The organism is Curtobacterium sp. ISL-83, assembly GCF_018613895.1.
In the GTDB taxonomy this organism is placed as follows: Bacteria; Actinomycetota; Actinomycetes; order Actinomycetales; family Microbacteriaceae; genus Curtobacterium.
Window position 1 is genome coordinate 70,879 of record NZ_JAGGPH010000015.1, and the last position, 13,804, is coordinate 84,682.

Here is a 13,804-nt window from a genome sequence, read left to right on the forward strand (position 1 = left end):
CCGTTCCGCTCACAGTACGACTTGCGTCGTACTATCAGTTTGCGGTACGAATGCAGTCGTACTTGCGGTACGTATGCAGTCGTACTACGGAAGGGTGCTCATGCAGTCAGCGCGTTCGGTCGCGGGGTTCTGGATCCTCGCAGCGATGCTCCTCGTGTCGGTGGCGTCGTCCGCCGTGCCGTCCCCGATCTACCCGGTCTACGCAGCGGAATGGCACCTCACACCGCTCATGCTCACGGGGGTCTTCGCCATCTACGTCGCCGGGCTCCTCGCGAGCCTGCTCGTCGCGGGCCGGCTGTCCGACCACGTCGGCCGGAAGCCCGTCCTGGTCGCCGGCGGCCTCGGCGTCGCGCTGTCGTTGGGGCTGTTCGCGGTGGCGGACGGCGTCGTCGCGCTCGTGGTCGACCGCATCGTGCAGGGCGTCTCGGTCGGGCTGCTCATCGGTGCGCTCGGTGCCGCGCTGATCGACAACTCGCTCGAGCGCCACCCGTCGCTCGCCGGCGTGCTGAACGGTGTCATCCCGCCGATCGCCCTCGCCACCGGCGCGATGTCGAGCGGCGCCCTCGTGGAGTGGGGTCCGGCACCGGAGCAGCTCGTGTACGTCGTCTTCGGCGTCTTGCTCGTCCTCATGGTGATCGCCCTCGTGGTCGTCCCCGAACAGGTGCACCGCCGTCCGGGAGCCCTGCGCTCCCTCCGTCCCACGATCTCCGTCCCCCGGTCCTCGCGCCGGTTGTTCCGCAGCGTCGCCGGTTCCCTCATCGCGAGCTGGGCGCTCGGCGGCCTCTTCCTCTCGCTCGTGCCGTCCGCCCTCGGCGCCGTGTTCGGGATCACGAACCACTTCGCCGCCGGAGCGCTCATCGCCGTCGTCACCGGGGTCGGTGCCCTGACCGGACTCGCGATCCAGCGGATGGACTCGCGCCACGCGGTCCTGCTCGGGCTGGTCGCACTGATCCTCGGGCCGATCGTCACCGTCGGCTTCGTGTTCGCCCACTCACTGCCCGGCCTGGTGGTCGGCAGCGCGATCGCCGGCGTCGGGTTCGGTGCGGGCTTCCAGGCGCCGCTCCGGATGCTGCTCGCCACCGCCGCCCCCACCCACCGTGCAGGACTGCTGTCCACCATCTACGTCGTCAGCTACCTGGCGTTCGGGGTCCCGGCGGTGATCGGGGGGCTCCTCGAACCGACGGTCGGCCTCGTGCCGGTGATCGCCGGCTACGGCGGGTTCATCGTGCTCGCGGCCCTCGTCGCCCTCGTGCTCCAGCTCACGTCGAAGCAGGCCGCCGCCGTCGAGGAGCACGCCGCCGAGATCGTCGAGCGCACCGCCACGGGTTCGATCCGCGTCACGCACGCCGCCCGCGCGGAGTAGCGCAGCCGGCCGCCTGGTGCGGGGTTGACGGCTCCGTGCGCGATCACAACCGTGCACGGGCCGATCAGCCTCGCACCACGCAGGACGGCAGCGCGTCAGAGGCCGGGGTTGCGTCGAACCCGGACGGTCCGCTCAGCCCCGGTGTGGGCGGCATCGACGTCGGCCTTGCCCCGATCGGCCGCCTTGCGCAACCACTGCGGTCCGTGCCTCTTCGCCCAGTCCCAGAACCGGTGCAGCTGCGCGCGGAGCCAGGTGATGATCCGGTGGAAGAAGTGGAACTCGCTCGCCAGGATCGTCAGGCCGATGAAGACGACGAGCCATCCGGGGCCGGGCAGCGGGACCAGGATCAGGCCGATCACGACGACGAGGCCACCGACGATCCCCACGAGCACCTTGTAGAAGAGGTGCAGGTGCGGGCGCGCCCGGATCCAGGCCCGCAGCTCGTGGAACCACTCGAACCGTGGCCGCGCCGAGGCGTCCCGGGGGCTGCCGGGGCGGTCGTTCGCGTCGCCGTCCATGCCCGGAATCTAGGGCGTGCGGCTGGGAATCCGCGGCGCAGCGGGTGCACGGGAGGTGCGTGTCCGTGCCCGCCGCGCCAGCGGAGTCGCCACCGCTGGCAGTCCCGTCACCGCGCGGTGCGCGCACGACGCGATCCGTGCCTCCCGACCGGCCTGGAGGCGCGTCAGGCGTGCGCGACGCACGTCGCGGCCCACGGGACGGCGGCCAGGCGTGCCTCCGGGATCGGCTCCCCACCCACGGTGCAGCGGCCGTAGGTGCCCGCATCCAGCCGCGCGAGCGCGGCGTCGACCTGCCGGATGCGGCGCTGCGCGTCATCCCGGACCGCGCCGAGCGAGCCGCGCTCCCACGCGAGCGTCGCCCCTTCCGGGTCGTGTTCGTCGTCCGAGTTGGCGTCCTGCCGGGCGTCACTGACGTCACGCATGCTCCGCTCGACGTCGGTCAGCAGGCGCTCCGCTCGGTGCCGTTCCGCGGCGAGCGCTGCGCGGGGCTCGTCCATGGCGCTCACGGTAGTCGCGGCGGAATGCGCGGTGGCTCGGATGCGTTCGCATCGACATGACCAAGATCGGGTTCCTGTCGTTCGGGCACTGGCGTGACGTGCCCGGCTCCAAGGTGCGCAGTGGCCGCGAGGCCCTCGTCCAGGCGATCGACCTCGCCGTCGCCGCCGAGGAAGTCGGTGTCGACGGTGCGTACTTCCGCGTGCACCACTTCGCCCCGCAACAGGCGGCACCCTTCCCGCTGCTCTCCGCCATCGCCGCCCGGACCAGTCGCATCGAGATCGGCACCGGCGTGATCGACATGCGCTACGAGAACCCGCTGTACATGGCCGAGGAAGCCGCCGCCACCGACCTCATCTCGGGCGGCCGACTGCAGCTAGGTGTCTCGCGTGGGTCACCCGAGACCGCTCTCGCCGGGTACCAGCAGTTCGGGTACGTGCCGGACGCGGACGACGAGAACGGCGCCGACATGGCCCGGGCGCACACCGACGTCTTCCGGCGCGCCATCGCCGGCGAGCCGATGGCGAACGCGAACCCGCAGATGACCGGTTCCGTCGGGTCGCTGCCGGTGTTCCCACTCGCCGACACGCTCCCCGACCGCATCTGGTGGGGTGCCGGCACGCGCGCCACCGCCGAGTGGACGGCCGAGCAGGGGATGAACCTGATGTCGTCCACCCTGCTCACCGAGGACACCGGCGTGCCGTTCGACGAGCTCCAGGCGGAGCAGATCCAGCGCTTCCGCACGACCTGGTCCGAGATGGGCTGGGAGCGGACGCCAAGGGTGTCGGTGTCGCGCAGCATCATCCCGATCATCGACGACGAGTCACGGCACTACTTCGGCGTCCGCGCCCAGGTGGAGGGGCAGGACCAGGTCGGGCACCTCGACGGTGGGCTCGCGCGGTTCGGTCGGTCGTACATCGGGTCGCCGGAGGACCTGGTCGCAGAACTCGCGGCGGACCACGCCGTTCGTGAGGCCGACACCGTCCTGGTGACCGTGCCGAACCAGCTCGGAGTGGACTTCAACGTCCGACTCCTCGCCGCCGTGCAGGACGTCTTCACCGAGGTGGACGCGGCGCCGCTCCCCGTCTGAGGACACTTGTCCCCCTTCCTGCCGACACCCGGGTTGGGACTGTGGTGGAACGGTGCGTCCTCGTAGCGTCGGAGGTGCATCATCCGCCGCACTCGAGGAGCACACCGTGACGCTGCCGGCCGCCGGCTGGTTCCCGGACCCCCAGGACGCCAGCCGCCTGCGCTGGTGGGACGGGCGCACCTGGGACGCGTCGACCCGTGCGCTGCCGAGCCGCTCCGAGCCGGTCGTGGCGCCGCTGGTGGTCGCGCCGGCCGGTCCGTCGTTCTCGGTGGACACGTCGTCGATCGGGGTCCGGTCGTGGGCGTCCAGCGCCTCCGAGGTGCGCCGCTACTGCGTGGTCACCCTCGTGGCGGTACTGCTCGCGCTCCTGTCCGTGGCCGTCAACCCGTTGGGGACGGTGAGCGCCGGGGCCGCCCTGGCCGGGATCATCGGCGCCGTGCACCCGGGTGCGACCGGCGGTTGGCGTGTGCTCGCGCGGAGTGTCGCGGCGAGTGCGCTCGTCCTCGCGGTGGCGACGGGTGCCGTGGCGGCGTCCGCCCAGTTCCACCTGTACTGACCGACGCAGCGGCGGTGCGGCGCTCCTACCGCCGCGCTCGCGGGTGCGCCGTCTGGTACACGTCCCGGAGCATGTCCGCGGTGACCATCGTGTAGATCTGCGTCGTCGCCACGCTCGCGTGCCCGAGCAGCTCCTGCACCACGCGGACGTCCGCCCCGCCCTCGAGCAGGTGCGTCGCGAACGAGTGCCGGAACGTGTGCGGCGACACGTGAGCGGTCAGGTCGGCGCGTTCCGCCGCCGCCTGGATCACGAGCCAGGCACTCTGCCGTGACAACCGGGCGCCGCGGGCACCGAGGAAGAGCGCTGGTGTTGACGGCCCCCGTGCCGCGAACACCGGTCGTGCTCGCACCAGGTAGGCGTCGACCGCGGCCCGTGCGAAGCTGCCGAGCGGCACGATGCGCTGCTTGTTGCCCTTGCCCGTGACGCGCACCACCGCGACCTCGCTCGGCCGTGCATCGCCGCCGGCGACCGCGCCGTCGGACGGGTCCGATCCGTCCGACTGCGCGGCGAGCTCGTCCGACAGCGTCGCGACGTCGTCCACGGCCAACCCGACGGCCTCCGAGATCCGCGCTCCCGTGGCGTACAGCAACTCGAGCAGCGCCCGGTCCCGCAGCTGGACCGGGTCGTCCCCCTCGACGGCCGCGAGCAGCCGTTCCATGTCGTGCACCGAGATCGCCTTGGGCAGCCGCATCGGGGCCTTCGGCGGCCGCACGGCGGTCGCGGAGTCGAGCGGCATCCACCCCTCGGCCGCGGCGAACGCGGTGAAGGACCGCACCGAGCTGAGCATCCGCGCCACCGACCGTGGAGCCAGCGCGCCCTCCGGTCGGGTCGTCAGGTGCGCGACGAACCCGGCGACGTCAGCCCGAGCGAGCTGGGCCACGTCCGGCACGACCGACGCACCGCCAGCCCGGTCGGCCCCGGCGGACACGACGGTCGGCGCCGACGCCAGCCAGTCAGCGAAGACGCCGAGGTCGCGCCGGTAGGCCGAGAGCGTGTGCGGGGAGAGCCCCCGCTCGATGGCGACGTGCCGCAGGTAGGTCTCGATGGCACGGTCGAGCGGGATCACCCCCCGAGGCTAGCGCCGCTCGATCGCGTCGCGCCGCTCGATGGCATCCACGGCGAGCGCCGCCACGGTCAGCGCAGAGTTGTGCAGTCGGCCCGCGAGGATCCCGTCGACGATCTCGGCGCGGGGCACCCACCGCAGCACGATGTCGGCTTCCTCGGCCTCGCGCTCGAACGCGGTGGTGGTGGCCCGGATGCCACGGGCCCGGTAGATCTGGATGAACTCGTTGCTCCCGCCGGACGACGTGTTGTACCGCACGAGCGGCTCCCACTCGTCGGCCTCGACGTCGGCCTCTTCGCCCAGCTCACGCTTCGCTGCGATCAGGTGGTCCTCGCCCGGCTTGTCGAGCAGGCCGGCCGGCAGCTCCCAGTCGCGGAGACCCACCGGGTGCCGGTACTGCTGGATGACCAGCACGCGCCCCTCGTCGTCCTCGGCGTAGACGCCGACCGCTCCCGTGTGGTCGATGTACTCGCGCACCATGGCGTCGTCGTTGTACGCGACGGTGTCCCGTCGGACGTTCCACACGGCGCCCTCGTAGACGACGGTGGAGTCGGTGACCTCGTAGGAGGCGGGTTCGTCGGCGATCGGTGCGTCAGTCACGTGCCCATCCAAGCACGCGCCTCCCCGGCAACCTGATCCGCGCACAGCCTCCGCGCGGGTGACCCGAACCGGACAGGAGGCGCGGTGCCAACTGGCACCTGGGCCCACGCCGGCCGGTTCCGGACAGACGCGCCAGCGGCTGGCCGGCCGTGCCCGGTGGGGAACCTCCCGTTCGTCTGTTCCTGCGTCACGCGACCGCGTCGGCGGACTCCTCCTGCGGGTCGAACAGGCTCGACGCCTCGTGCCGCTCGATCGCGGCACCGACGAGCCCCGCGAACAGCGGGTGCGCATTCGTCGGACGCGACCGGAGTTCCGGGTGCGCCTGCGTGGCGATGTAGAACGGGTGCACCGAGCGGGGCAGCTCGACGTACTCGACGAGCGTGCCGTCCGGCGAGGTCCCCGAGAACACCAGACCGGCGTCCGCGATCTGCTCGCGGTAGGCGTTGTTGACCTCGTAGCGGTGACGGTGACGCTCCGATGCCTCAGCCGTGCCGTACAGCTCCGAGGCGAGCGAGCCCTCCGTGAAGTGCGCCGGGTACAGGCCGAGGCGCATCGTGCCGCCGAGGTCGCCACCCGCGATGATGTCGACCTGCTCGGCCATCGTCGCGATGACCGGCGTCGAGGTCTCCGGGTCGAACTCGGTGCTCGACGCATCGGTCAGACCGGCCTCGTGGCGGGCGTACTCGATGACCATGCACTGCAAGCCCAGGCACAGCCCCAACGTCGGGATGCCCTGCTCACGCGCGAACTTCAGCGCGCCGAGCTTGCCCTCGATGCCGCGGACGCCGAAGCCGCCCGGGATGCAGATCCCGTCGACATCGCCGAGGTGCTTCGCGGCCCCCTCGGGCGTCGTGCAGTCGTCGGACACGACCCACTTCAGCGTGACCTTGGCGTTGTGGGCGAAGCCACCGGCACGGAGGGCCTCGGTCACGGACAGGTACGCGTCCGGCAGGTCGATGTACTTGCCGACGAGCGCGATCGTGACGTCCTTCGTCGGCTCGTGCACCGCGCGGAGCACGCCGTCCCAGCGCGACCAGTCGACACCGTCGGCCTCGAGGCCCAGCGCGTCGATGATGACCTGGTCGAGCCCCTGGTCGTGCAGCATCGACGGGATGTCGTAGATCGACGGCACGTCGACCGCGTTCACGACCGCGTTCTCGTCGACGTCGCACATCAGGGCGATCTTCTTCTTGTTCGAGTCCGACACCGGACGGTCGCTCCGCAGGACGAGGGCGTCCGGCTGGATGCCGATCGAGCGGAGCTGCGCGACGGAGTGCTGCGTCGGCTTCGTCTTCTGCTCCCCCGACGCGTTCATGAACGGCACGAGCGACACGTGCACGAAGAACACGTTGTTCCGGCCGAGCTCGTGGCGCACCTGCCGCGCCGACTCGATGAACGGCTGCGACTCGATGTCGCCGACCGTGCCACCGACCTCGGTGATGATGACGTCGGGCTGCGGGTCGTTCTCCGACTGCTCGCGCATCCGCCGCTTGATCTCGTCGGTGATGTGCGGGATGACCTGGACCGTGTCGCCGAGGTACTCGCCGCGACGCTCCTTGGCGATGACGGTCGAGTAGACCTGGCCGGTCGTGACGTTCGCGGCCTGCGACAGGTTGATGTCGAGGAAGCGTTCGTAGTGCCCGATGTCGAGGTCCGTCTCGGCGCCGTCGTCGGTCACGAAGACCTCGCCGTGCTGGAACGGGTTCATGGTGCCCGGGTCCACGTTCAGGTACGGGTCGAGCTTCTGCATCACGACCTTGAGGCCGCGCGCGGTGAGCAGGTTGCCGAGGCTGGCCGCCGTCAGGCCCTTGCCGAGAGACGAGACGACCCCGCCGGTCACGAAGATCTGCTTCGTCACCTTCGGGGTCTGGTTGCCGTGCTGAGAGGTGTTCTGGGTACCGCCGCTGAGAGTGTCCGCCACGGGATTCCATCGTACGTCAGAACGGACGGGAGGCGCGACCTCAGTTCGCTCCGGGCGTTGCGCCCGCCGCACGGCCGGCCGCCCGCCCGGCCGGCGCGCCGGCCGGCCGGTGCAGCCGAGCGATGGTGCGGGGTTGTCCGCTCGGTGCGAGGAACCAACCTCGCACCGAGCCAGCAAGTCGGCACCTTCCGGACGCGAGTGACGTCGAGGACGCGCGCCGCGCCTCCCGGCCGTCTGCTGCGGTCAGGCGGACTGGCCCGCGACCTCGAGGAGTTCACGAGCGTGCTCCATGCCGCTCGCACTGTCACCGAGCCCGGAGAGCAGCCGCGCCATCTCCTGCAGCCGGTCCTCGCCCTCGAGCCGCCGCACGCTCGACGAGGTGACCGCGCCGCTGGCGTCCTTCACGACGTTGAGGTGGTTGTTCGCGAACGCTGCGACCTGCGCCAGGTGCGTGACGACGATCACCTGCGTCCGCTCCGCCAGCTGCGCCAGCCGCCGTCCGATCTCGATGGCCGCCGCACCGCCGACACCCGCGTCGACCTCGTCGAACACGAAGGTCGGCACCGTCGTGCTGCCGGCCATGACGACCTCGATCGCCAGCATCACGCGGGAGAGCTCCCCACCAGACGCACCCTTGCCGATCGGCCGCGGATCCGTGCCGGAGTGCGGCTGGAGCAAGATCGCCACCTGGTCGCGCCCGTGCCGGCGGTACTCGCCGCCGTCGGACACCTCGACCACGAGCCGAGCACCCGCCATCGCGAGGCTCCCGAGTTCCGCGGTGACCCGTTCCGACAGTTCAGCGGCCGCGCGTTCCCGCGCGGCGGTCAGGTCGGCCGAGGTCATCGCGAGGACCTCTTCGTCGTGCTCCACCGCCTGCTGCAGAGCGGCGACACGGTCGTCGTCACCGTCCAGTTCGAGCAGGCGATCCGAGGCTCGCTGCCCGTAGGCGATGACGTCGTCGACGGTCTCGCCGTACTTGCGGGTGAGACCCGAGAGCAGCGCGCGACGCTCGTTGATCAGTTCGAGGTCGTGGCCCGCATCCGGCTCGAGGGAGCCGAGGTAGCTCGACAGGCTCGCCGACGCATCGGCAGCTTGGATCCCGAGCTCCGTCAGCTGCTCGAGCACGGGCTGCAGCGCGGGGTCCGAGCCGGCGACCCGCTCGATGGCTCGGCGGGCGGACTCGACGAGGCCGACGACGTCGCTCACGCCGTCGAGGGACTCGCTTGAGAGCGCTTCGTGTGCGAGACCGGCGGAGAGGCGGAGCTCCTCGAGGTTCCCGAGTCGTTCGGCGCGTTCCGCGAGCTCGACGTCCTCGCCGGACTGCGGGTCCGCCGCCTCGATCTCGTCCGACGCGGCCCGGAGCCGGTCCGCTTCCGCGACCCGGTCGTCTCGATCCCGTCGCAGCGACTCGAGCTCCGCGGCGTGCGCCCGCCACGCGTCGTACGCGCTGACGTAGGTGGACAGCGCGTCCTCGAGCACCCGTCCTCCGAACCCGTCGAGCGCCGCGCGCTGTGCGGCCGCGGACGTCAGCCGGATCTGGTCGGACTGACCGTGGACCGTCACCAGCTGGTCGGCGAGCTCACCGAGCACGGCGACCGGGGCGCTGCGACCGCCGACCGTCGCACGGCTCCGGCCCTCGGCGGAGACCGTCCGCGTGAGGATGAGCTCGCCGTCCTCGACGGCACCGCCGGCGTCCTCGACCCGCTCGGCGACCGCATCGTGTCCCGGGACGTGCCAACGCCCCTCCACGACCGCGCTCGACGCGCCCCGACGGACGGACCCGGCGTCAGCCCGGGCACCGAGCAACAGCCCGAGCGCGGTGACGATCATCGTCTTCCCGGCACCGGTCTCCCCCGTCACCACGGTGAAGCCGGGACCGAGCTCGAGCGTGGTCTCACCGATCACGCCGAGGTCGGAGATGCTGATCTCCTCGATCATGCCAGGCCTTCGTCGTCCTGCTGCGGGCCGCGCCATCCGGTGACCGGCAGGCCGAACTTCGCGACGAGACGGTCGGTGAAGGGGGCGTCCTTGAGCCGGGCGACGCGGACGGGGTCCGGCGAGCGGCGCACTTCGACGCGCGCGCCTGGAGGCAGGTCGTGCGTCCGTCGGCCGTCGCACCAGAGCACGCCGACACCGCTGGTGCGCCGCAGCACCTCGATCGCGAGCGTGCAGTCCGGCCCGACCACGATCGGACGCGAGAACAGTGCGTGTGCGCTCAACGGCACCATGAGCAGCGCGTCGACGTCGGGCCACACCACGGGGCCGCCGCCCGAGAAGGAGTACGCGGTCGATCCGGTCGGCGTCGACACGACGACCCCGTCGCAGCCGAAGGACGACAGCGGACGCCCGTCGACCTCGGTGACGACCTCGAGCATGCGTTCCCGCGAGGCCTTCTCGATCGTGGCCTCGTTCAGCGCCCAGGACGAGTAGACGACCTCGTTGCCGACGACCACGTCCACCTGCAGGGTGACCCGCTCCTCGACGTGGTACTCGCCGGTCAGTGCGCGCTCGACGGTCTCGGCCAGGCCGTCGCGTTCGCTCTCCGCCAGGAACCCGACGTGTCCGAGGTTCACGCCGACGATGGGCGCGCCGGTGCCGCGGACGAGTTCGGCGGCGCGGAGGATCGTGCCGTCGCCCCCGAGGACGATGACGATCTCGAGCGCGTTCGCTTGGACGTCGACACCGAGGATGTCAACCTGGCCCACGGAGGCCTCGGCACGTCGGATGTCGGCGTACTCGTCGAAGGGCATCACCGGGGTGAGGCCCGCGGCGTGCAGGATGTCGCACACCTCCACCGCGGCGTCGATCGAGTCCCGCCGGCCCGTGTGGGACACCAGCAGGATGTGCCGTTCGTCGCTCATGCAGGCCCTTCCGCCAGGTCCGTCGCCCGGTCGATCCATTCTGTCGGATTGACACCGACACCGCGCTGGAAGTGGGCGAGGAACTCGTGGTTCCCGTGCGTCCCGATGACCGGGGAGGCCGCGAGACCGGACGTCCCGAGACCGAGGTCCCACGCCGCCCAGAGGACGTTCATCAGGGCGTCGTTGCGGAGACCGGCGTCGCGCACGATGCCTTCCCGCACACCGCTGCGGCCGACCTCGAACTGCGGTTTCACGAGGAGCACGTACTCGTCGGCCGGCACCGCGGCTGCGAGTGCGGGGAGCACCATGCGCAACGAGATAAAGGACAGGTCCCCGACGACGAGCGACGTGTCCGTCGCTGCGGAGTCGAGTGCCGAGTAGTCGTCGGCGGTGAGGTTCCGCGCGTTGACGCCCTCGACCGACACCACCCGGTCGTCCAGCGCCACGAGTGGATCGAGCTGGCCGTGTCCGACGTCGAGCGCCAGGACGCGACGCGCACCGCGTGCGAGGAGCACCTGCGTGAAACCGCCCGTGCTCGCCCCGACGTCGAGCGCGACCCGCCCGTCCGGATCGACCTCGAACACGTCGAGCGCGCGGACGAGTTTCTGAGCGGCCCGCGACACCCACTGATCCGCGTCGTCGACCACGATCACCGCTGCGGGGGACACCGGCGTCGCCGGCTTGACGACGGTCGAACCGTCGACCGTCACCCTGCCCGCCTGGATCAGCTTGGCCGCCGCGGTGCGGGACTTCACCGAGCCGAGGGCTGCGAGCAGTGCGTCGAGTCGCATCGGCGCCTCGGGATGCGCGTCAGGCACTCGCCGAGCCGCCGCTCTCGAGACGGGTCCGGAGTTCGTCGTGGAGTGCCGCGAACGCGTCGGCCCGCGCGTCGAGGGGGAGCTGCTCCGCTGCCGCCGTGCGGTCGGCGAAGTCGTGGGCAGATCCGCCGCCCACCGTCTGCTCGTCGTCGTTCGGCACGTCCGACACGCTACTCGCCGCCGTACAGCTTCGGGTCCACGTCCAGACCGTAGATCGCCAGGCCCGACTCCCAGATCAACGCCGCACCCGCACGGAGCAGGTCGAGCTCGTCGTCGCCGGCGTCGAGGACGCGGACGACGTGCCCGTGCATCGCGACCGTGGCGTCCCGCACGGTGGCGTAACGCGTGCCGTCCGGGTCTTCGCGGCGAACCGTCACCGGGTAGGGCTGCGAGAGCTCCCGGAGGTCACCGAGGACGAACGTGGGGCGCGAGCGCTCGTCGGCCGCGAGGACCTGCTTGGCCTTGTCGATCCCCGTGAGCACCAGGACACTCGGGATCCCGACGTCGTTCGCGCCCTTGATGTCCGTGTCGAGCCGATCGCCGATGAAGAGTGGACGCTCTCCGCCGAACCGGGCGAGCGCCGCGTCGAAGATGGGCCGCTCGGGCTTCCCGGCGACCACCGGCATGCGGCCGACTGCCTGGTGCACCGCAGACACGAGCGTGCCGTTGCCGGGCGCGATGCCGCGCTCGACGGGGATCGACCAGTCCATGTTCGTCGCGACCCAGGGCACGGACGGATCGGCCAACGCGAACGAGGCCTCGGCGAGCTGCGTCCAACCGAGGTCCGGTGAGAACCCCTGGATCACCGCGGCCGGCGCGTCGTCAGCGCTGGCCGTGACCGTGAACCCGGCCTCTTCCACGATGCTCGTGAGCCCGAGACCCCCAATGACCAGCACCGTCGAACCAGCCGGCACGAGGGTCGCCAGCAGCCGCACGCCGGCCTGCGACGACGTCACGACGTCCTCCGCGGAGACCTCGAGGCCGTAGCGCTCGAGGTGCTCTGCAACGTCCACCGGTCGGCGTGACGCGTTGTTCGTGATGTACCCGACCCGCGCCGTCAGCGAGGCACGGGTGAGTGCCTCCACCGCGTGTGGGATCGCGTTCCGCCCGCGGTAGACGACGCCGTCCAGGTCGGTCAGGACCAGGTCGACGCCGTCCGTCGGTGCCGCCGGTCCGTCAGTCGGCTGCGGATCCGTCGACGTCGCGGGGGTTGTCGTCGTCGACCTCGCCGGGTTCGTCGGCAGGGCCGGGCTCGTCGATCCCGTCGTCGGGCTCGTCGAGTTCGTCGAGGTCGTCGAGTTCGTCGACGTCGTTGAGCTGGACCGCTCCGTCGACCCGACCGGGCTCGTCGGCCCGTTCGGGTCCGTCGGACCGTTCGGGTTCGCCGGGCTGCTCGAACTCGTCGGACCGCCCAGGCTCGTCTGGCTGCTCGAACTCGTCATCCCCGTCTCCGGGTTCGACTTCGATCGTTTCCTCGACCACATCAACTGTCTCCCAAGCGTTCTCGTCGGAGGCCTCGGCGAGGGCTTCGGCCGCCCGATCGACACGGGCCCACCACTCGTCGGCCTCGTCCTGGCGACCGAGCTCCTCGAGCGTGGCCGCGTAAGCACTGTAGAGCGCCGGAGACCACGTGTAGGCCGTCGACGGGTCGAGCTGTGGAATCTCCAGCTCGCCGAGCGCCGCTGTGGGATTCCCGAGGTCGAGACGAGCTCCGGACATGGCGATCGCGAGCTCGACCTGCACAGGGACGTCGAGCGAAGCTCGGTCGACCGATCGGCCCAGCTCGAGCGCACGTTCGGGACGTCCGAGACCGCGCTCGCAGTCGACCATCATCGGCAGCTGGTCGTTCCGCCCGGAGATCCGACGGTACGTCCGCAGTTCGCGGAGCGCCGTCGCGAAGTCGCCCAGCCGGTAGGCCGTGATCGCCGCGGTCTCACGGACGACACCGACACGACCGGCACGCCGGGCGGCACTCAGGGCGTGCTGGTTGGCGGTCTCAGGGTCGTCGTCAACCAAGAGCGCGGCGGCGATCAGGTGCCGGGCGACCCAGTCCGCGTTGTCCTTGCTGAGGGTCTTGAGTTCGGCGCGGGCCACCTTGTCGAGGTCGCGCGCATCGATCTCCTCGGGGATCTCGGGGTCCTCGTGCCTCGGCCGGATCGACTTGATGCCGTAGGGGTCGCGGTCTTCCCAGTCGTCACGGGCTGCCTCACCGAAGCGGGCGCCGACGTGACGTGTGCCGTCCCCGAAGCGCCGCCGCTCGTCGCCATCCCGCGCCGGCCGGTCGGAGCCCCCGCGGAACGGACGATCGCCGTCACGCCGAGGCCGGTCGCCATCGCGGGAAGGACGGTCGGAACCGCCACGGTACGGACGGTCACCGTCACGAGCCGGACGGTCAGAACCACCACGGTACGGACGGTCACCGTCACGAGCGGGACGGTCAGAACCACCACGATACGGACGGTCACCGTCACGAGCGGGACGGTCAGAACCACCACGATACGGACGGTCACCATCACGAG

15 protein-coding genes are annotated in these 13,804 nt (G+C 71.2%); 4 read left to right on the forward strand and 11 right to left on the reverse strand.

Features of this window, described 5'->3' with window-relative positions; all coding sequences use genetic code 11:
* Positions 1-100: 100 nt before the first annotated feature.
* Positions 101-1,363, forward strand: a complete 1,263-nt coding sequence (locus J7E22_RS14795) for an MFS transporter (RefSeq protein ID WP_251009207.1) — start codon at positions 101-103, stop codon at positions 1,361-1,363.
* 95 nt (positions 1,364-1,458) lie between these two features.
* Here J7E22_RS14795 and J7E22_RS14800 read toward each other — a convergent pair whose 3' ends face one another.
* Together J7E22_RS14800 and J7E22_RS14805 are read right to left on the reverse strand one after the other, a co-directional pair.
* A complete protein-coding gene (locus J7E22_RS14800; RefSeq protein ID WP_214982603.1) occupies positions 1,459-1,881 on the reverse strand; it encodes a TIGR02611 family protein in 423 nt (140 codons plus the stop codon).
* A 164-nt stretch (positions 1,882-2,045) separates the two neighbouring features.
* A complete protein-coding gene (locus tag J7E22_RS14805) occupies positions 2,046-2,378 on the reverse strand; it encodes a TraR/DksA C4-type zinc finger protein (protein ID WP_214982604.1) in 333 nt (110 codons plus the stop codon).
* Between the two features lie 56 nt (positions 2,379-2,434).
* Here J7E22_RS14805 and J7E22_RS14810 point away from each other — a divergent pair, with 56 nt between their 5' ends.
* Together J7E22_RS14810 and J7E22_RS14815 are read left to right on the forward strand one after the other, a co-directional pair.
* Positions 2,435-3,466, forward strand: a complete 1,032-nt coding sequence (locus tag J7E22_RS14810; protein ID WP_214982605.1) for an LLM class flavin-dependent oxidoreductase — start codon at positions 2,435-2,437, stop codon at positions 3,464-3,466.
* Between the two features lie 106 nt (positions 3,467-3,572).
* Entirely contained in the window at positions 3,573-4,022 is a 450-nt protein-coding gene (locus J7E22_RS14815; protein WP_214982606.1) for a DUF2510 domain-containing protein, read from the forward strand.
* A gap of 25 nt (positions 4,023-4,047) precedes the next feature.
* Here the strand turns inward: J7E22_RS14815 and J7E22_RS14820 are convergent, their stop codons facing one another.
* The 9 genes from J7E22_RS14820 to J7E22_RS14860 form a co-directional block, all read right to left on the reverse strand.
* The gene (locus tag J7E22_RS14820; protein WP_214982617.1) at positions 4,048-5,085 is read right to left on the reverse strand and encodes a site-specific tyrosine recombinase XerD; all 1,038 of its coding nucleotides are present in this window, start codon (positions 5,083-5,085) and stop codon (positions 4,048-4,050) included.
* A gap of 12 nt (positions 5,086-5,097) precedes the next feature.
* On the reverse strand, positions 5,098-5,685 hold the full coding sequence (locus J7E22_RS14825) for an NUDIX hydrolase (protein ID WP_214982607.1): 588 nt from the start codon (positions 5,683-5,685) through the stop codon (positions 5,098-5,100).
* Positions 5,686-5,872: 187 nt separating this feature from the next.
* Complete coding sequence (locus J7E22_RS14830) at positions 5,873-7,543, reverse strand: CTP synthase (protein ID WP_214982618.1); 1,671 nt, start codon at positions 7,541-7,543, stop codon at positions 5,873-5,875.
* Positions 7,544-7,849: 306 nt separating this feature from the next.
* Entirely contained in the window at positions 7,850-9,544 is a 1,695-nt protein-coding gene (gene recN / locus J7E22_RS14835) for a DNA repair protein RecN (protein ID WP_214982608.1), read from the reverse strand.
* The gene (locus tag J7E22_RS14840) at positions 9,541-10,467 is read right to left on the reverse strand and encodes an NAD kinase (RefSeq protein WP_214982609.1); all 927 of its coding nucleotides are present in this window, start codon (positions 10,465-10,467) and stop codon (positions 9,541-9,543) included. The genes recN and J7E22_RS14840 overlap by 4 nt, the downstream gene beginning before the upstream one ends.
* Positions 10,464-11,258: a TlyA family RNA methyltransferase gene (locus J7E22_RS14845; RefSeq protein ID WP_214982610.1), complete on the reverse strand. Its 795-nt coding sequence runs from the start codon at positions 11,256-11,258 to the stop codon at positions 10,464-10,466. The genes J7E22_RS14840 and J7E22_RS14845 overlap by 4 nt, the downstream gene beginning before the upstream one ends.
* A 19-nt stretch (positions 11,259-11,277) precedes the next feature.
* A complete protein-coding gene (locus J7E22_RS14850; RefSeq protein WP_214982611.1) occupies positions 11,278-11,445 on the reverse strand; it encodes a hypothetical protein in 168 nt (55 codons plus the stop codon).
* A 10-nt stretch (positions 11,446-11,455) separates the two neighbouring features.
* Positions 11,456-12,430: an HAD-IIA family hydrolase gene (locus tag J7E22_RS14855; protein WP_251009219.1), complete on the reverse strand. Its 975-nt coding sequence runs from the start codon at positions 12,428-12,430 to the stop codon at positions 11,456-11,458.
* 31 nt (positions 12,431-12,461) lie between these two features.
* Positions 12,462-13,379, reverse strand: a complete 918-nt coding sequence (locus J7E22_RS14860) for a hypothetical protein (protein ID WP_214982612.1) — start codon at positions 13,377-13,379, stop codon at positions 12,462-12,464.
* Between the two features lie 48 nt (positions 13,380-13,427).
* On the opposite strand from J7E22_RS14860, the gene J7E22_RS14865 reads away from it, so the two are divergent.
* On the forward strand, positions 13,428-13,804 hold a 377-nt coding region (locus J7E22_RS14865; protein WP_214982613.1), incomplete at its 3' end, for a hypothetical protein.

What these genes read in the sequence shown, in the direction of transcription:
- J7E22_RS14795 (WP_251009207.1), top strand. Translation starts at nt 101, where the DNA reads ATGCAGTCAGCGCGTTCGGTCGCGGGGTTCTGGATCCTCGCAGCGATG.
- J7E22_RS14800 (WP_214982603.1), bottom strand. Translation starts at nt 1,881, where the DNA reads ATGGACGGCGACGCGAACGACCGCCCCGGCAGCCCCCGGGACGCCTCG.
- J7E22_RS14805 (WP_214982604.1), bottom strand. Translation starts at nt 2,378, where the DNA reads ATGGACGAGCCCCGCGCAGCGCTCGCCGCGGAACGGCACCGAGCGGAG.
- J7E22_RS14810 (WP_214982605.1), top strand. Translation starts at nt 2,435, where the DNA reads ATGACCAAGATCGGGTTCCTGTCGTTCGGGCACTGGCGTGACGTGCCC.
- recN (WP_214982608.1), bottom strand. Translation starts at nt 9,544, where the DNA reads ATGATCGAGGAGATCAGCATCTCCGACCTCGGCGTGATCGGTGAGACC.
- J7E22_RS14840 (WP_214982609.1), bottom strand. Translation starts at nt 10,467, where the DNA reads ATGAGCGACGAACGGCACATCCTGCTGGTGTCCCACACGGGCCGGCGG.
- J7E22_RS14845 (WP_214982610.1), bottom strand. Translation starts at nt 11,258, where the DNA reads ATGCGACTCGACGCACTGCTCGCAGCCCTCGGCTCGGTGAAGTCCCGC.